Genomic DNA, 18,726 nt, shown 5'->3' with positions numbered 1-18,726 from the left:
CGTTTTCGTAATGTAATTCTACGAAAACGTTTTCGGTGTTTTGTAGTAAATTATTATATACTATATTACGCTTTCGCGAAAGCGTAACTCTTTATTTTTAAAATATTTAGATCAGATGGCTCAAAAGTTAACTCTTAAGAAAATTGCACAAGAATTAAAGGTCTCCATATCAACTGTTTCCAAGGCTTTAAGGGATTCTCACGAGATTAGCGTTGAAACACGTACCAAGATTCAAGAGTATGCAAAGCAGTATAATTTTAAGCCTAACAATATCGCGTTAAGCTTAAAAAATCAAAAGACTAAAAAGATAGGTGTGATTATTCCAGAGATAGTCCATCATTTTTTTGCGACGGTAATTTCTGGTGTAGAACGTGTGGCAAATGAAAAAGGATATCAAGTAATTATATGCCTGTCTGGTGAAAGTTTTGATAAAGAAGTAGTTAATATGGATATGCTGGCAAATGGAAGTATTGATGGCTTTGTAATGAGTCTTTCTAAAGAGACTATGGAGCGACAGGACTTCCACCACTTAAGAGAGGTGACTAATCAAGGTATGCCTATTGTCATGTTTGATCGTGTTGCAGATGATATCGCCTGTGATAAAATCATAATTGATGATGTTGAGGCCGCAAATAAAGCTACCGATTTTTTATTGCGTAAAAACCGTCGTAACCTAGGTCTGATCTCAACACCGGATTATGTTAATGTAGGTAGGTTGCGTACTCAAGGTTTTAAAGAGGCATTAATGAAAAGAGGTTATGAAATAGATGAAAGTGCTATTTTAAAAGTTGAAGACATTGAAAATTGTGGAGATAAGATAAAGGACTTTCTAATGACTGGTAATTATGACGGGTTGCTTGCAGTTAATGAACTGTTTGCGGTAACCGCTAGTAAGGCATTGCAAGGAATGGGTAGAAAAGTGCCTGATGATGTTGCAATCGTTGCTTTTACTGATGGTATGTTGTCTAAGTATGCTAGTCCTACATTAACAACCATAGGACAAAAAGGCGAAGAAATGGGTGGATTAGCTGCTGCAAAGCTGATTCAAAAATTAGAATCTGATCATCAAGAAGATGAAACTTACGAAACCGTTATCGTAAAAACTTCATTAATTGAAAGAGAATCTACGCCTTAATTTTTTAACTTGCGACCGTCTAAAAATGTAAATAATTAGACAAACTATCAAAACTTATCTTCTTCACACACATTAAGTTTTGATAAGTCATAAGGCTTATCGTCATTATAAATTATAACGATATGCAAAAACCTAAGTTAGGTTTCTGGAACATTTGGAACATGAGTTTCGGATTTCTGGGTATTCAGTTCGGTTTTGCCCTACAGGGCTCTACCATGTCACGTATTTTTGAGACTTTAGGAGCAAATAAAGATGAGATCCCATTACTATGGATTGCAGCTCCACTTGCTGGTTTAATCGTGCAACCTATTATAGGTTATTTAAGTGATAATACCTGGCATAAAAATCTAGGGCGTAGAAGACCTTTCTTTTTAATAGGTGCCATTCTCAGTTCTATCGCCTTATTATTTATGCCTTATTCTTCTGAGGTATGGATGGCTGCTGGTCTTTTATTAGTGCTAGACGCTTCTATTAATATTTCTATGGAACCATTCCGTGCTCTGGTAGCAGATAAATTACCAGAATCTCAACGCAGCTATGGTTTTGTAGTTCAAACATTAATAATAGGTGTCGGTACTTGGGTAGCCAGTAATTTACCGAAATGGGTAAATGATACATTAGAAATATCAAATGAAGCGCCATCTGGCGTTGTTCCAGATTCAGTTAAGGTTGCATTTGGAGTTGGTGCTTTTGTTTTTATCACAGCAATTTTGGTGACCATCTTTACAACAAAAGAATACTCTCCAGCCGAACTCGCACAATTTGATGACGCCGAAAAAGAACCTGAAGAAAAGAAAGGAATGTGGGAAACCATATCAGGAACCTATGCACTGATGCCACTGATTATGAAAAAATTAGGTGTGGTGCAGTTTTTTTCTTGGTTTGCTTTTTTTGCTATGTGGACGCTTGCAAATCCTGCTTTAACTTCACATATCTACAATGCTCCTAAGCCAGATGTTATTGAGTTTGCTAAAACTACAACTGATGATAATGGAGAATTAATAACGATGCGAGATGCTAATGATGAAGTGGTGTTTTTAAATGATGCCAAAGCATTAGAGTATAAGCAACAGGATAAATCATATAATGAAGCTTCAGATGATGTAGGTTCTAAAATGGGTATTTATGGATTGACCTCTATGGTGTTTGCACTAGGATTAACTTTTTATACTGCATACAATAGTATCAATAGGAAATATATTCATATGGCCAGTTTAATCTTAGGTGGATTAGGGTTTTTATATATGTTTTTCATACCAGGTGAACCAGATAAATTGCTTATCTCTTTCAGTTTAATAGGGATTGCATGGGGAAGTATTTTGTCTATGCCTTATGCCATGCTTTCAAGCTCAGTAGAGTCGCATAAAATGGGATTAATGATGGGCGTTTTTAATATGTTTATCGTTATACCACAAATCATAGCCGCTATAGGTGGTGTTGTCTTCTTACAAAACTTAATAGGAGAGGAATCAATACACGCTATGACCATCGCAGGAATATTTTTAATTATTGCTGCATTTTCAAATTTATTAATCACAAATAAAAAGGCGATTACGTATCAGCCGTCTATAGATAATGAATAAAAAAGCATTCATATTTGACCTTGATGGTGTTATTGTTGATACTGCAAAATTTCACTTTATTGCATGGCAACGGTTAGCAGCATCTTTAGGAATCAACTTTACTCATGAAGAGAACGAGCAACTCAAAGGAGTTTCTAGAGTAAACTCATTGAAGAAAATACTTGAATGGGGAAATAAGACAATTACTGCTGAAGTTTTTCAGGAGAAAATGGACCAAAAGAATGAAGAATATCTAGATCTAATTAAAACATTAGATACATCAGATATTATGCCTGGAGTCCATAACTTTCTTCTAGAGTTAAAGGATAAAAATCAGCCTATCGCATTAGGTAGTGCTAGTAAAAACGCGAGGCCCATTTTAGAAAAGTTAGGCATTAAAAATTTGTTTGACGTTATTGTAGATGGTACTAATGTCACTAAAGCAAAACCAGATCCAGAGGTGTTTCTCAGTGCTTGTAGTCAGCTGGGATACCATGCTCATGATAGTATCGTATTTGAAGATAGTGTCGCTGGTGTGCAAGCTGCAAATACAGCAGGCATGATTTCTATTGGATTAGGAGAAAAAGACATATTACACGAGGCAGATGAAGTTTTTAATCACTTTACAGACATGCCAGAAGATTATATAAACACACTATTGAATAAGAATAAGTAATGAATCAGGAATATATAAAACCCAACGCATGGTCCATCATAGAAGAAGGATGGAGTCCTGGCTTAGTAAAGTCAAGTGAAAGTTTATTCTCTATAGGGAATGGAGCCATGGGACAACGCGCTAATTTTGAAGAACAATATAGTGGTGAAACTTTTCAAGGAAGTTATGTCGCAGGAGTTTACTATCCAGATAAAACAAGAGTAGGATGGTGGAAAAACGGCTATCCAGAATATTTTGCAAAAGTTCTTAACGCACCTAATTTTATAGGTATTGATGTTTTTGTTGATGGAGAACCGCTTGATTTAAATCAAGTAGATAAAGTGACGGATTACCGACGCGAGTTGAACATGAAAGAAGGTTGGTATGAACGCACATTTGTAGCTCATTTTTCTGATGATAAGGCGATAAAAGTAATTGCTCGTAGATTTTTGAGTTTAGAGATTGATGAGTTAGGAGTGATTGATTATCAAGTCAGTGTGGTTAAAGGTGATGTAAAAATAGAATTTCAACCATATTTAGATGCCGGAATTACTAACGAGGACTCAAATTGGGATGATGCATTTTGGGAAATAGAAGAACTGATTTCTGAAGATCATCAAGGTTTTATACGCAGCCGTACTAATAAAACTAACTTTCATGTATGTACCTTCATGCAATCAGAGCTAGTTCAGAATGGTGAGCATTTGCAATATGCAAATCATCTAGAACAAAATACTAAAATAATACGCCATACCGCTAGTATAGAGCTTCAAGAGCGTGAAACGGTAACCTTAAGAAAGTATGCTGGATACTGTTCTAGTCTTAATCATCAACAATATGAATTGTTTGATGCTGCAAGAAAAGTCTTGACTCATGCTACATTAGCCGGATATGACGTATTATTGCAAGGTCAGATTGAGCAATGGGCTCAAATTTGGGCAATGGCCGATATTACTATAGACGGTGATCTTAAAGCACAACAAGGTATACGTTTTAATATCTTTCAATTAAACCAGACTTACTTAGGTAAGGACGCTCGTTTAAATATAGGTCCTAAAGGATTCACTGGTGAGAAATACGGTGGTTCTACTTACTGGGATACAGAGGCATATTGTATACCTTTCTACATGGCTACTAAAGATCAACAAGTAGCAAGAAATTTATTGAAATACAGATATGAGCAGCTAGACAAGGCCATTGAAAACGCTGAGAAATTAGGGTTTTCTAATGGAGCTGCTCTTTATCCTATGGTAACCATGAATGGTGAAGAATCTCATAATGAATGGGAAATCACCTTTGAAGAAATACATCGCAACGGTGCCATGGTATTTGCCATATACAACTACGTACGTTATACAGGTGATTTTTCTTATGTGCCAGAAATGGGACTAGAGGTCATGATTGCCATCGCTAGATTCTGGCATCAACGTGCTACTTTCTCTCAAAAAGCAAATAAATATATGATCCTAGGTGTGACAGGACCTAATGAGTACGAGAATAATGTGAATAACAATTGGTATACTAACTATTTAGCCAAATGGTGTATCAATCAAGCCTTAGAAAATCTAGATAAGGTAAAAGACGGATATGACGACGACTATAAGCGCATCATAGGTCTTACACACCTTTCAGGATCAGAAACTGCATCATGGAGAGAAGTTGCAGATCAAATGTATGAACCTATCGACGTAGAATTAGGAATCTATTTACAACAGGATGGTTTTCTTGATAAAGAAATTATTCCTGTACAAGAATTAGAAGGTAAACACAGACCTATTAACCAGAAATGGTCTTGGGATCGCATTTTAAGAAGTTGTTATATCAAACAGGCAGATGTCCTTCAAGGATTCTACTTTTTTGAAGACCATTTTTCTAGACAAGAACTAGAAAAACACTTTGATTTCTATGAGCCATTAACAGTTCATGAAAGCTCATTATCTCCTTGTGTTCATAGTATTCAAGCAGCAAAATTGGACCGCATGGATCAAGCTTATGAATTCTATTTAAGAACCTCACGTCTTGATCTAGATGATTATAATAAAGAGGTTGAAGAAGGTTGTCATATCACTAGTATGGCAGGAACATGGATGAGTATTGTAGAAGGATTTGGTGGGCTTAAAATAGTGGATGATAAACCTAGTTTTGAAACTAAGTTACCAGAGCAGTGGAAAGGATTTAGTTTTAAATTAAACTTCCGCAATCAGATATTACATGTTCAGGTAGATAAATCTGGCACACAAGTAACATCGCATGGAACAGAACCGGTTGACGTGATAATTAATGGTGAGGAAATCACTCTACAACCTCAAATGGTAAATGCTTAAAATATGAATAAGGTAGTTCAAATTCTTAGTGTTCTTTTTATTATCGCTTTCGCGAAAGCGTCTCTAGCACAAGATATACAACGTATAGAACCGCCTTTTTGGTGGGCTGGAATGGAGCATTCCCAAGTTGAGGTGATGTTTTATATAGAAAATATCGCTTCGTATTCAGGAGAAATTGAAAGTGAATTACCAATTGCTAAGATTCGTAAGACAGAAAATCCTAACTACCTATTTATCACTTTTGATACTGTGGAGAAAAAAGCAGGTAGCTATAGTATTAATTTCAATGTTTATGATACTTATTATGTCATGGATTATGAGTTAAAAGAACGTAGTATAAATTCAAGAAATAGAAAAGGTTTTGATTCTAGTGATGCTATTTATTTAGTAATGCCAGATCGTTTTGCAAATGGTGACCCGTCTAATGATAGTACAGATGATACTGTAGAAAAAGTAAATCGAGACTTCAAAGGTGGACGTCATGGTGGTGACATTCAAGGGATTATTGATCACTTAGATTACATCGATAATTTAGGTGCCACAGCATTGTGGAGCACGCCACTATTAGAAGATAATGATGAGAAATATTCGTATCACACTTATGCACAAAGTGATTTATATAAAATAGATCCACGTTATGGTAGTAATGAAGATTATAAACGTTTAGGAGATGAGTTGCACAAACGTGATATGAAATTAATCATGGATTATGTAACCAACCATTGGGGCGCGACGCACTGGATGATGCAAGATTTACCTACACAAACTTGGATTCATCAATTTGATGACAATAGAGGTAAAGATTTTCCTGTGGCTGGATATGCAAACTCTACTTATAGACAGACCACTCAAATGGATCCTAATGCTTCTCAGATTGATGAGACTTATGCCGAGAAAGGTTGGTTTGTAAGCAGCATGCCAGATCTAAATCAAGGCGAACCATTATTGTTAAATTATCTAATTCAAAATACGATCTGGTGGATTGAGTATGCAGGCTTAGATGGATTAAGGGTTGATACTTATTCTTACAACGATAAAAAAGGTATCGCAGCATGGACCAAAGCTGTAATGGACGAGTATCCAAATTTTAATATAGTAGGAGAAACCTGGTTACATGATCAGTCGCAAATTGCTTACTGGCAAAAGGACTCTAAAATTGCAGCCATTCAAGATTATAATACTTATTTGCCTAGTGTCATGGATTTTACGCTTCACGATGCTATTATGAAGGCGTTTGATGAAGATCAGCAGAATTGGGATCAAGGAATGATTAAGGTCTACGATAATTTTGTCAATGATTTTTTATATCCAGACATTAATAATATTCTAGTGTTTGCAGGTAATCATGATACAAATCGTATCAATGGTGATGGTTTGTATAATGGTGATTTAAAGAAATATAAACTCGCGATGACTCTGGTTTTAACTACTCGAGGAATACCACAGTTATATTATGGTGATGAGATAGGTATGGCAGGAAATAGAGATACTGATGGCGATGGTGACATACGTAGAGATTTCCCTGGTGGCTGGAATGGTGATGAAATAAACGCTTTTAAAAAACCAACAGATTATCAAAAAGGTTTTCAAGACTTCACTAAAAGATTATTGAATTATCGTAAAAATAAACCTGTTCTGCATACCGGTAAATTATTACAGTATGTACCAGAAAATAATTGTTACGTATACTTTAGATATAATGATGAGAGCCGTGTTATGATCATCATTAATAATAATCCTGAAGCTATTACCTTAAATCTTAATCGTTTTAAAGAAGGAATTGATGGAAAAGAAAATGGTATTGATGTGCTGACCAATCAAAAAATTAATCTCTCTGATTCTGTTAAAGTGCCAGGCAAAACAAGTATGGTGATTGATTTAGATAATCAAAAAAGAAAAGAAAGATTTTTTTAAAAATTTATGAAGTAAGCCTTTATATTTCGGTATATCTGTGAGATTTAGCTAACTGGAAAATTAAAACATGAAAAAACTATTTACCATTTTTATCGCAATCTTTCTAATAAGCTGTGGTGAAAAAGAAGAAAAGAATACAGGTGATAATAGACCTAGTATTATCGAGGCAATGTCCACGCCTATTTATTCATCTACATCGGGAACAGAAGTATACACTTCAGATTATTTACTGGATGTTAATCAATTAGATAGTATCACTTATGGTAAAGGTATTCTGTTTAATGAAGATACTCGCAATTACAATGAGCCATTAAAAATAGAAATGGACTCTGTGGCGCCATATGTTTCTCATGTAACCTTATGGACTGATGGTGTGCGCAATGATATTCCAGTTTTTAAAAGTAGTTCTAGAATGATGACTATTGTTTACACAGGTAATTCAAAAAATGTCAAACTTAAAGGCGAGTTCACAAACTGGTCAACCGTTGATTTAATAGAAGAGAATGGTCAATTGGTTTATAATGCAACGATACCACAAGGGAAGTTTCAATACATTTTTGTTGAAAACGGAAAAGAAGAAAAGTTGACTGGTAGTGAGCCTCAAGTAATCAGTAACGGTATGGGAGGTTTTAATAGAGTTATAGATAATTCTAGAACAGCTGCGCCAGCACAATTAGCATATGGTAAAATACTAGAGAATGGCTTTACATTTACCACTACTGGAGCACTTGAAAATATTGTGGTGCTTTATGAAAACCAAATGATAAGTGCTTCTCAAAACGGTAATTCATATACAGTAGAGCTGCCAGAAAAGGATTTTACAAACCGTAATTCTCAAACACAATTAGTAAGAATCTATGCCAGTGATGCAAATGGTCGCACAAATGATTTGTTAGTTCCTGTACAAGATGGGAATGTAGTTCAAGATCCATCTCAACTTGCGAGATCAGACTTTCATAATCAGGTCTTATATTTTATGATGGTGGATCGTTTTCTAGATGGAGATCCTTCAAATACAAAACCGGTGCCTGACCCAGAAATTTTACCTAAAGCAAATTACATGGGTGGAGATCTCGCAGGAGTATTGGCCAAAATTAAGGACGGTTATTTTGAAGAATTAGGAATTAACACCATTTGGTTATCGCCTATAACGCAAAACCCAGAAGGTGCTTATGGACTTTGGCCTGAGCCACGAACAAAATTTAGTGGTTACCATGGTTACTGGCCTATTTCAAATACTGAAATTGATTATCGTTTTGGTAATGAACAATTATTTAAGGAGGTCATAGAAGAAGCTCACAATCGAGATATGAATGTTATTCTAGATTATGTAGCAAATCATGTTCATGAAGAGCATCCATTATACAAAGAACATCCAGAATGGGCGACAAACCTTTATCTAGAAGATGGTAGTTTGAACACAGAGCGATGGGACGACCAGCGATTAACAACTTGGTTTGATACCTTTATGCCTACACTAGATTTCTCAAAACCTGAGGTTGTTGAGAAAATGACAGACTCTGCACTTTATTGGGTGACTAATTATGAATTGGACGGTTTCCGTCACGATGCTACTAAACATGTACCAGAGGTGTACTGGAGAACATTAACTAAAAAGGTGCGTAGCAATACCGATCGCCCTATTTATCAGATAGGTGAAACTTATGGTTCTTATGATTTAATACGCAGTTATGTAAGCACAGGAATGTTAGATGCACAATTTGATTTTAACCAGTATGATGCTGCTGTTTCCGCTTTCGCGAAAGCAGATGGCGACTTCTCTAATCTGGCAGAAACACTCTATAAAGGATTAGAATACTATGGTCACCATCACCTGATGGGAAATATATCAGGTAATCAAGATAGAGCACGTTTTATAAGCTATGCCAGTGGCGATGTTTCTTTTGAAGAAGATGCTAAAAAAGCTGGGTGGACTCGCGAGATAGGTATGAGTGATACGACAGCCTTTGATAGGTTGGGTATGTTACAAGCATTTAATATGACTGTTCCTGGAGTGCCTGTAATTTATTACGGAGACGAGTATGGAAGCATAGGTGCAAATGATCCCGATAATCGTAAGATGATGAAGTTTAAAGACTTGTCTCAACGTGAATTGAATTTAAAGGAACTGGTTCAAGAATTAGTAGAATTAAGACGTAACTCTATGTCATTACTTTATGGGACAACTCAAATATTGAGTGATAACAATGGGATGTTTGTTTTAGAACGCACTTACTTTGGAGAAAAAACTACAGTGTATTTCAATGAAAATGCCATACTACTTAACGTTTTTACTAAATCTAGTAATGCTGATTTAATGGATATTAAAGTCCTTAATGCGCTTGAGACTGATAAAAAAATCCAAGTAAAACCACGTAACTTTGCTATTATACAAACCAAATTAAAAGAATCAACACAAGAATAATTATTTATGAAAAAATCAACATCACAATGGCTTGTTTTACTTTTTGCAGCCATGACCTTATTCTCTTGTAAAGAAGCTTTAAAAGATCATGATGAAGAGGTAAAGGACGACACCTCTAGTGCATACTCACCGATTACAAATGAAGATCTAGAGAATGCTGTCATTTATGAGGCTAACATCAGACAATATTCTGAAAAAGGAACTTTCAATGAGTTTACAAAAGATATTCCAGAGCTTAAAAAACTAGGTGTAAAAGTGATTTGGTTAATGCCTGTTTTTCCTATTTCTGAAAAGAATAGAAAAGCTAAAGGAGATCTAATGGTAGAAGATATAAAAGATCCTGTGGAACGTGCAAAATATCTAGGCAGCTACTATGCAGTTGCAGATTATGAGAAAATTAATCCAGACCTAGGTACAGAGGCAGATTTAAATTTATTGATAGAAACAGCGCATGAAAACGGGATGTTTGTGATCTTGGATTGGGTAGCAAATCATACTGGATGGGATAATTTATGGATTGAAAAACATCCTGATTTTTATACTAAAGATGAGAAAGGAAATATCATTCATCCTAAAGGAACGGACTGGACTGATACTGCAGATTTAAATTATGAAAACAAAAAATTATGGGATGCCATGTCTTCATCTATGATTTATTGGGTAGAAACTTTTAATGTTGATGGTTTCCGCTGTGATGTTGCTCATGAGGTTCCTACAGAGTTTTGGAACTATGCTGCAAAGTCTATTAGAGATGTAAAGCCAGTATTTATGCTTGCAGAAAGTGAAAAGAAAGATCTTTTTATAGATGCTTTTGATATGGGTTACAATTGGGAAGGTCATCATATTATGAATGAACTAGCACAAGGAAAAACTGATGTGAACTCATGGGATGAATACATGTTAAGGGTTGAAGAGAATTATCAGTCAGACGATATTTTAATGAATTTTATTACCAACCATGATGAGAATTCATGGAACGGTAGTGTTACTGAAAGAATGGGTGACGCAAGTGAAGCAATGTTAGCATTACAATATGTGATACCAGGTATGCCATTAATTTACTCAGGACAGGAATATGGTATGACAGAAAGATTGAAATTTTTTGAAAAAGATCAAATTCCACATGAGAAAGGAAAAGTATGGAATATGATGGAAAAATTAGGAGCCTTAAAAGCAACTAATCCAGCATTAAATGGAGGTAAAGATGCGGCATCTTATAGACGTATTAATACTACTGAAGATTCAAAAATCTATGCGATAGAGAGACAAAAAGATGACCACAAGGTTATTTATGTAGCAAACTTTTCAGATCAACTGGTTGAATTTAAAGCACCAACGGTAGTTGGTGAAATGACCGATGCAGTTAGAGGTTCAAAATCTAACATTCCTGCAGATTATAACTTTACATTCCCACCATATGGATATAGAGTATGGGAAGTACGTAAATAAAATAAGATATATTTGTATGAAAACCGCTTAGCTGTTGTTGAGCGGTTTTTTTATGCCTTAATGAATAAACTTATTTTAGTAACAAAAAATATAATTATGGATAAGACCTATTACGATCCTAAGGATCTAAGAAAATTTGGAAAAATCACAGAATGGAGTGAAGAGTTAGGAACAAAGTTTTTTGATTACTATGGGCAAGTCTTTGAAGAAGGAGAATTAACCGCTCGCGAGAAATCACTAATAGCACTTGCTGTATCACATGCTGTGCATTGCCCTTATTGCATAGATGCTTATACAGGAGATGCTCTTAAAAGAGGAATCACAAAAGGTGAAATGATGGAAGCAGTTCATGTTGCTGGGGCAATTCAAGCTGGAGCAACACTAGTACATGGAGTTCAAATGATGAATAAAGTCAATAAATTAGAAATGTAAATATTCTAATAGGCGTCTCGATTGACTTGAAAACTATTTTTGAATACCATTAAAGGAATACTGCTGTGTTCTCAATCGTTTATGAGATTTAGAGATGATTGTAAATATTTCCCACAAGCTCGTATATTTTACCTTTAGACTTAGATATATAGCGCAATAGTGACAGTTTTGTGAGATATTCTGACTACTTATGCAAAACCGTAGTAGAAATAACTACGTAATTAAATAAAAAGTGACCATAATTTATGGCTGTAAATACAAAGACTTCTTTAAAAAAGAGAGATTCAGACTTAGCAAATATTAATAAGCAAATGGCTATTCTTAATGGAGAGCCTTTTTCTAATGGAGAGCTACCATCGTTTGCAAAGAAAATAAAAGATACAACCGACCAGTTTCCACTACGACCTAAAAAACTTGAGATTATCCAAGTGAATGTTGGTTATATGTGTAACCAGGTTTGTGCTCACTGTCATGTGGACGCCGGACCAGATCGTAAAGAAATTATGACGCGCGAGACGATGGATAAAATCGTTAATGTGATTAAAACCACAGGAGCACACACGCTAGATTTAACTGGTGGAGCGCCAGAGATGAATCCAGATTTCAGATACTTTGTAGAACAAGCAAGTGCTGCTGGGATTAAGGATTTTATTGTGCGTTCTAATTTGACGATTATAAGAGCAAATCCTAAGTATCACGATTTACCAGATTTTTTTAAAAAACATAATATTCATGTGGTAAGTTCTATGCCTCACTGGACTAGAGGAAAGACCGATACACAACGTGGTGATGGTGTTTTTGATAAATCTATAAAGGCTTTGCAAGAATTAAATGAGCGTGGTTATGGAATGCCAGGTAGTGATTTAAGACTAGATCTAGTATATAATCCTAGTGGTGCATATTTACCAGGTGATCAGGCGAGTATGGAAAAAGATATGAAAGCAGCATTATTAGAAGATTTTAATATTCAATTTCATAACCTTTTTGCAATTACTAATTTACCTATAGCTCGATTCTTAGATTATCTAGTCGCTAGTGAGAATTATGAAGACTATATGTATGCTCTAGTAGACGCTTACAATCCTGCAGCTGTAGAGAATGTAATGTGTACAAATACCATCTCAATCTCGTGGGATGGCTGGTTATATGATTGTGATTTTAATCAAATGCTCGACCTAAAAATCGACAATAAGATTCAGCATATTGATGATTACAACGAGGATTTAATAAATAATAGAAAGATTCAAATTTCTCAACACTGTTACGGATGTACCGCTGGTGCAGGTAGTAGTTGTCAAGGTGTTGTCGCATAATATGATTGATAATCATTCACAAACTGCCATTTTACTTTTTGCTCAATCGGCAAGAGTAGATGCTATCAGTAAAGCACTGGTAGACGTTGCGGTGATGGATGTTTTAAATAATCATGTTCTTAATACAGTACGCAATTCTGGGCTTGATTATTATCATTTTACAGAAAAAGAACAACGCGGCGATAGCTTTGGTTTAAGATTTAAAAACTCTATAGAAGATGTTTTTAAACTGGGCTACACATCGGTGATTTGTATCGGAAATGACACGCCATTATTATCTGTTGATTTAATCCATAAAGCAGCAAATTCTTTAATTAATGGAAATTCTGTTTTGGGTAAATCACAAGATGGTGGTTTATATCTTATAGGGTTAAATCACTCGCAATTTGATGCTGAAAATTTTGAAATCCTACCGTGGCAATCAGATCAATTGTCCAACTGCTTTCAACAGTATTTAAAAAGGTACAAAGGACAGATTACAATTCTCAAAACACTTCAAGATATTGATTCAACGGCAGATTTGTATCACTTTCTAGCCGGTAAAGACGCTCGTAGTTTAATCATAGCTTTGTTATTAAATACGCTTTCGCGTAAGCGTAATAACCACAAGCAATCTACTTTTTACAATAAACAGGTGTTTCTTTTTCAACCTGCAAATAAAGGCTCGCCAGATCTTATAGCGGCTTAAGATTTTTATTGCCCTAATTGGGTGTTTTTTAACTTTATTTATTTTCATGAAAAGAATTACTCTATTCATGTTGTTTCTATGTAGCTTAATAGGAACAGCACAAATTACAATTACAGGAACCGTAAAGGACAATACTGGTGAACCGGTTGCATTTGCAAATATTGCAGAGCAAGGAACTCGTAACGGGACGACCACATCATCTACGGGTACTTATAGTATTACAGTAAAAGAAGGCGCTACACTTGTCTTCTCATTTATAGGATATAAATCGCAAAAACTATCAGTCACTAGTGCACAAACACTAGACGTGATTCTAGAAGAAGGCGATTCATTAGATCAAATCATCGTTACAGCATTAGGCGTTAAAAGACAAGAACGCGAGCTAGGATATGCTGTACAAACACTGGATGCTGACCAAATAGAAGAAGTAAAAGCGGTCAATTTGCTGGATAATCTGGCAGGTAAAGTAGCTGGTATTTCAGTAACACAAGGTGCAACAGGAGTCGGATCTTCTTCAAAAATCACCATACGTGGCGAGGCTAGTTTTTCAAACAATAATCCATTATTTATTGTAGATGGTACTCCAGTAAATAATAATACGATTTTCAATTTTACAAACGAGGCCGCAGCTGGATTTCAAGAAGTTGACTTCGGGAATGGAGCAGGAGAATTAAATCAAGATGATATCGCTAGTGTATCTGTTTTAAAAGGACCTGCAGCAGCAGCTCTTTATGGAACTAGAGCATCTAATGGAGCCATTATTATAGAAACTAAAAATGGAGGAAAACAGAAAGGATTAGGAATTTCTTATAACACCAGTTTCTTTGTAGACACAGCTTTTCAATTACCACAATTCCAAAACGAATATGGGCAAGGAAATAGCGGTCAATTTGAATATGTAGATGGACTAGGTGGCGGAACCAATGATAACATCACCTATTCATGGGGACCACGATTAGACGCTGGTATCAATATCGCCCAATTTGATAGTCCAGTCACCTTGCCAGATGGTACGGTTGTGCGTGGTGGTGATACATCTCTATATAACGGTTTATCAATAACACCTACAGCGTTCAATAGTAATCCAGATAATTTGAAGAATTTTTATGAAACTGGGCACACGTTCATCAATAACATTGCAGTTTCTAATGGCTTTGAAAAAGGAGATTACCGTTTTAGTTTTACAGATTTACGTAGCGAAAGCATTATTCCTGGCGTTAATCTAGACAGGCAAAGCGTCGCTGCAAAGCTCAATTTTACGCCTAGTGATAAAACAACCATCCGCACCAGTATTAATTATGTGAATAGTGCATCTGACAATAGGCCATCAAATGGTTATGGAAGTGAGAACGTAAATTATTCACTAGTCGCATGGGGACCACGATCTTTAAATATTGATAATTTAAGAAACTACTGGCAGCCTGGTCTTGAAGGTGTACAACAGTATTCTTTCAACTATACTTTCTTTGATAACCCGTATTTTATATTGAATGAGAATCGCAACAGTTTTGGCCGTGATCGTTTATATGGGAATGTTTCTTTAACTCAACAGTTGACATCAGAGTTGACTGCTACTGTAAGGACTGGAATGGACTATAGTAATGAGAAACGCCGTTTCTTAAGGTCTTATTCTACAAACCGTTTTAGAAACGGTGCCTATGCAGAGCATGACGTGACTTACCGAGAAATCAACACCGACTTCTTACTGAATTATAAAAACCAGTTTGATGATATCACATTTGACGCAAGTATTGGTGGTAATAGATTAAGTCAAACGGCCTCAACTAGACAGGTTCAAACGACTAGTCTAGCACAACCAGGTATTTTTTCTTTGAATAATGCCGCTAGTCCTATTGAGAGTTTCGGTTTCCGTTCAGAGAAGAGAATTAATAGTTTATACGCTTTCGCGAAAGCAGGCTACAAAAACTTCCTGTATCTAGACGTAACTGCTCGTAACGATTGGTCCAGCGCTCTAGCTACACCTTTTACAGCAGATAATACCTCGTTCTTCTACCCATCAGTATCGACTAGTTTTATATTGAGTAACATAGTAGACTTACCTAAAGTTATCGACTTTGCAAAAATCAGAGCCAGTTATGCACAAGTAGGAAATGATACAGATCCTTATCAAACCCAAGGAACTTTTATATCACAGACACCTGTAAATGCGCAACCTACTTTTACAAATCAAGATTTTATCCCTAATCAGAATCTAAGACCAGAAACTACCTCTAGTGTTGAATTAGGGTTTGATATGCGATTCTTAAAGCAACGATTGAATGTAGATTTTACCTATTACAATGCTGTAACATCAGATCAGATACTTTCTTTACCTATCGGGATCTCTTCAGGTTTTAGTCAGCAGGTAGTAAATGCAGGATCTGTTAGAAATACAGGTGTTGAGGTTGTTTTAAATGCGATTCCTGTACGTACTGATGACTTTCAGTGGAGCTCAACAGTAAACTTTGCGACTAATCGAGCAATCGTTGAGGATTTACCACAGGATGAAGGACGTTTAACACTAGCCTATTCAAGAGTATATGATAGTCAAGATCAAACGGTCTGGCATCAAGTTGAAGAAGGTGGCCGTATAGGTGACCTTTATGGAACTGGTTATTTACGTAATGAAAATGGAGATTTTGTTCTTACGGCAGATGGTCGTTTTATCGCAGATCCTGAGTTGAAAAAACTAGGGAACTATAATGCAGATTTTACAATGGGATTCAATAACAGTTTTACTTATAAAAACTGGGACGCATCTTTTTTACTGGACTGGAGACAAGGAGGGATTTTAGTTTCTAGAACTCTCGCTCTAGCTGCAGTAGGTGGACAGCTAGAAGAAACAGCTAATAGACCAGATGCTGGAATCGTAGCAAATGGTGTAGTCAACACAGGCACTGCAGATAATCCAGTATATGTTCAAAATACCACTGCGGTAAGTGCTGAGAGTTATTATCGTCAGTTTTATGACCGTAATCACGAGGAGAATAATGTATATGATGCGAGTTATTTAAAGCTGCGTCAGTTCTCTATTGGGTATTCTTTTGATTTAAATAAAGGTGCTTTAGGTCTATTTAATGATGGTGCAGAAATGAGAGTTTCTCTAATAGGTAGAAACCTGTTTGCCTTCTCAGAAATTCCTCATTTTGATCCTGAGCAACTTGCCGTACAAGGTCAGGGATTTGTAAGTGGAGTAGAGGATATGTCATATGCATCTACTAGAAGTATAGGTATTAAAGCAGGAATCCAATTCTAAATTTAAGTTTGAACTTAAGTTTCAATTGTAAAACACACATTATGAAATATACATATAAATACTATTTTTTAATCGCTTTCATAAGTATAGGAATTACTTCTTGTACAGCAGATTTTGAAGAGATAAATACTAATTCTAATGCACCAGTAACTGTACAACCTAGTTTATTGTTGAGACAGGTCATTTATAACTATGGAGAAGAGATGTCTTATGAAGGCTTTGTTGCCGGTGGATTGTTAGGTCAGCATATGACAGCACTAGATTTTAATCTTTTTGATAGACATGCTTTAAAAAGTCCGCAATTAGGTGGTGATCCATGGCCTATTTTTTATCGTAATTTAAGAGATAATGAATTGATCCTTAATCAGTCCAGATCTAGCGAGGCTTTTAAGGTTTATGAAGGTCCAGCACTGATTTTTAAAGCCTATATGACCGCTGCACTTACAGATATTTATGGTGATGTTCCTTATAATGAAGCGTTCCGTGGTTTAGATGGGATTGTGCAACCTAAATATGATTTACAAGAAGATATTTACCTTCAAGAGAATGGGATTTTGGATAATCTTGACAAAGGGATTGCAGCCATTGAAAATTATACAGGATCTATTGCTTTAGATGGTGACGTATTGTATAATGGCGATTTACAAGCTTGGGTAAGATTAGCAAATAGTCTTAAGATAAAGGCGCTAGTAAGAATCTCTGATAAAGAAAATATAAGCACTCGTTTACAAGAATTATATGATGATGGAAATTACATAGCAAGCAATACTCAAAATGCCATTTTTAACTTTACAGATAGTGAACCTAACAACTTCCGTATGGCACGATTGAGAGCTGGAGATTTCAATAATTTTGTGATGAGCGAGACGATGGAGGAAATCCTAGAAGGATTAAATGATGCGCGTATCGACATTCTTTTTAGACCTAGAGGAAATAATGGGAACGGCGATGATTATGAAGGATTGTTAAACGGTATTGACGCTTCATCAACATCAGTAAGCCTTGCAGATTATTCACTTGCCGGAACAATCTTCAGAGAGAACACAGGAATGCTAGATGCAAATTATATGACCGCTTGGGAAACCAACTTTTTACTTGCTGAAGCTGCTGAAAAAGGATTGATAACTGCACCTGCACAAACCTTATATGAAACAGCGGTAACTCAAGCCTTTGAATACTGGAATACAACATTGCCCGTGGATTATTTAACTACCACAGCCGCTTATGCTGCAAATGGAAATGATCCTATTGAGCAAATCATCACTCAAAAATGGATTGCTGGTGTCATCAATGGTTATGAAGGATGGATTGAATATAGAAGAACTGGTTTCCCAGTTTTAAAAAACATATCGGCTAGTTTAAATAATAATTTAATACCGGTAAGAATGCCTTATCCTGCAGAAGAAGCAGCGCTTAATGCAGATAATTATAATGTAGCAGCTAGTGCGACTAATAATAATGATATTAATGTACCTGTATGGTGGGATGAGTAAAGGAATCCAAGTTGAATTCGAAATCGAAAACTAATTTGAAAAGATTTATTTCCAGTAACTCAGTAACTCAGTAACTCAGT

12 protein-coding genes are annotated in these 18,726 nt (G+C 35.8%); all 12 read left to right on the top strand.

All coding sequences use genetic code 11. The features are described from left to right. Window positions 1-115 precede the first annotated feature (115 nt). Window positions 116-1,135, top strand: coding sequence for a LacI family DNA-binding transcriptional regulator (locus IL45_RS08035; protein WP_036582571.1), 1,020 nt, complete (start codon window positions 116-118; stop codon window positions 1,133-1,135). A 122-nt stretch (window positions 1,136-1,257) separates the two neighbouring features. Beyond that, window positions 1,258-2,718 (top strand): MFS transporter, encoded by a 1,461-nt coding sequence (locus tag IL45_RS08030; RefSeq protein ID WP_036582568.1) that lies wholly within the window; start codon window positions 1,258-1,260, stop codon window positions 2,716-2,718. Next, window positions 2,711-3,373: a beta-phosphoglucomutase gene (pgmB, locus tag IL45_RS08025; protein WP_036582566.1), complete on the top strand. Its 663-nt coding sequence runs from the start codon at window positions 2,711-2,713 to the stop codon at window positions 3,371-3,373. Before IL45_RS08030 ends, pgmB begins: the two co-directional genes overlap by 8 nt. Continuing rightward, window positions 3,373-5,676 (top strand): glycoside hydrolase family 65 protein, encoded by a 2,304-nt coding sequence (locus IL45_RS08020; protein ID WP_036582562.1) that lies wholly within the window; start codon window positions 3,373-3,375, stop codon window positions 5,674-5,676. The genes pgmB and IL45_RS08020 overlap by 1 nt, the downstream gene beginning before the upstream one ends. A gap of 3 nt (window positions 5,677-5,679) precedes the next feature. Then, window positions 5,680-7,590, top strand: coding sequence for a glycoside hydrolase family 13 protein (locus IL45_RS08015; RefSeq protein WP_036582560.1), 1,911 nt, complete (start codon window positions 5,680-5,682; stop codon window positions 7,588-7,590). Window positions 7,591-7,657: 67 nt separating this feature from the next. Next, window positions 7,658-10,015, top strand: coding sequence for an alpha-amylase family glycosyl hydrolase (locus IL45_RS08010; protein ID WP_036582558.1), 2,358 nt, complete (start codon window positions 7,658-7,660; stop codon window positions 10,013-10,015). A 6-nt stretch (window positions 10,016-10,021) separates the two neighbouring features. Next, window positions 10,022-11,464: an alpha-amylase family glycosyl hydrolase gene (locus tag IL45_RS08005; protein ID WP_036582556.1), complete on the top strand. Its 1,443-nt coding sequence runs from the start codon at window positions 10,022-10,024 to the stop codon at window positions 11,462-11,464. 96 nt (window positions 11,465-11,560) lie between these two features. Next, window positions 11,561-11,896 carry an arsenosugar biosynthesis-associated peroxidase-like protein gene (locus IL45_RS08000; protein WP_006796759.1) on the top strand — a complete coding sequence of 112 codons (336 nt, stop codon included), beginning with the start codon at window positions 11,561-11,563 and terminating at the stop codon, window positions 11,894-11,896. Window positions 11,897-12,141: 245 nt separating this feature from the next. After that, the gene (arsS, locus tag IL45_RS07995; RefSeq protein WP_036582554.1) at window positions 12,142-13,209 is read left to right on the top strand and encodes an arsenosugar biosynthesis radical SAM (seleno)protein ArsS; all 1,068 of its coding nucleotides are present in this window, start codon (window positions 12,142-12,144) and stop codon (window positions 13,207-13,209) included. A 1-nt stretch (window position 13,210) separates the two neighbouring features. Next, a complete protein-coding gene (locus IL45_RS07990) occupies window positions 13,211-13,897 on the top strand; it encodes a TIGR04282 family arsenosugar biosynthesis glycosyltransferase (RefSeq protein ID WP_036582551.1) in 687 nt (228 codons plus the stop codon). Window positions 13,898-13,943: 46 nt separating this feature from the next. Then, a complete protein-coding gene (locus tag IL45_RS07985) occupies window positions 13,944-17,153 on the top strand; it encodes a SusC/RagA family TonB-linked outer membrane protein (protein ID WP_036582549.1) in 3,210 nt (1,069 codons plus the stop codon). A gap of 41 nt (window positions 17,154-17,194) precedes the next feature. Next, window positions 17,195-18,646, top strand: coding sequence for a SusD/RagB family nutrient-binding outer membrane lipoprotein (locus IL45_RS07980; protein ID WP_051788699.1), 1,452 nt, complete (start codon window positions 17,195-17,197; stop codon window positions 18,644-18,646). Window positions 18,647-18,726 lie beyond the last annotated feature (80 nt).

Source organism: Nonlabens ulvanivorans, assembly GCF_000732625.1.
Classification (GTDB): Bacteria; Bacteroidota; Bacteroidia; order Flavobacteriales; family Flavobacteriaceae; genus Nonlabens; species Nonlabens ulvanivorans.
Note: the sequence above shows the minus strand (reverse complement) of the source record. Positions and strands in the feature narration are given on the sequence as shown.

Coding starts and splice junctions, on each gene's coding strand:
- IL45_RS08035 (WP_036582571.1), top strand. CDS start 116: ATGGCTCAAAAGTTAACTCTTAAGAAAATTGCACAAGAATTAAAGGTC.
- IL45_RS08030 (WP_036582568.1), top strand. CDS start 1,258: ATGCAAAAACCTAAGTTAGGTTTCTGGAACATTTGGAACATGAGTTTC.
- pgmB (WP_036582566.1), top strand. CDS start 2,711: ATGAATAAAAAAGCATTCATATTTGACCTTGATGGTGTTATTGTTGAT.
- IL45_RS08020 (WP_036582562.1), top strand. CDS start 3,373: ATGAATCAGGAATATATAAAACCCAACGCATGGTCCATCATAGAAGAA.
- IL45_RS08015 (WP_036582560.1), top strand. CDS start 5,680: ATGAATAAGGTAGTTCAAATTCTTAGTGTTCTTTTTATTATCGCTTTC.
- IL45_RS08010 (WP_036582558.1), top strand. CDS start 7,658: ATGAAAAAACTATTTACCATTTTTATCGCAATCTTTCTAATAAGCTGT.
- IL45_RS08005 (WP_036582556.1), top strand. CDS start 10,022: ATGAAAAAATCAACATCACAATGGCTTGTTTTACTTTTTGCAGCCATG.
- IL45_RS08000 (WP_006796759.1), top strand. CDS start 11,561: ATGGATAAGACCTATTACGATCCTAAGGATCTAAGAAAATTTGGAAAA.
- arsS (WP_036582554.1), top strand. CDS start 12,142: ATGGCTGTAAATACAAAGACTTCTTTAAAAAAGAGAGATTCAGACTTA.
- IL45_RS07990 (WP_036582551.1), top strand. CDS start 13,211: ATGATTGATAATCATTCACAAACTGCCATTTTACTTTTTGCTCAATCG.
- IL45_RS07985 (WP_036582549.1), top strand. CDS start 13,944: ATGAAAAGAATTACTCTATTCATGTTGTTTCTATGTAGCTTAATAGGA.
- IL45_RS07980 (WP_051788699.1), top strand. CDS start 17,195: ATGAAATATACATATAAATACTATTTTTTAATCGCTTTCATAAGTATA.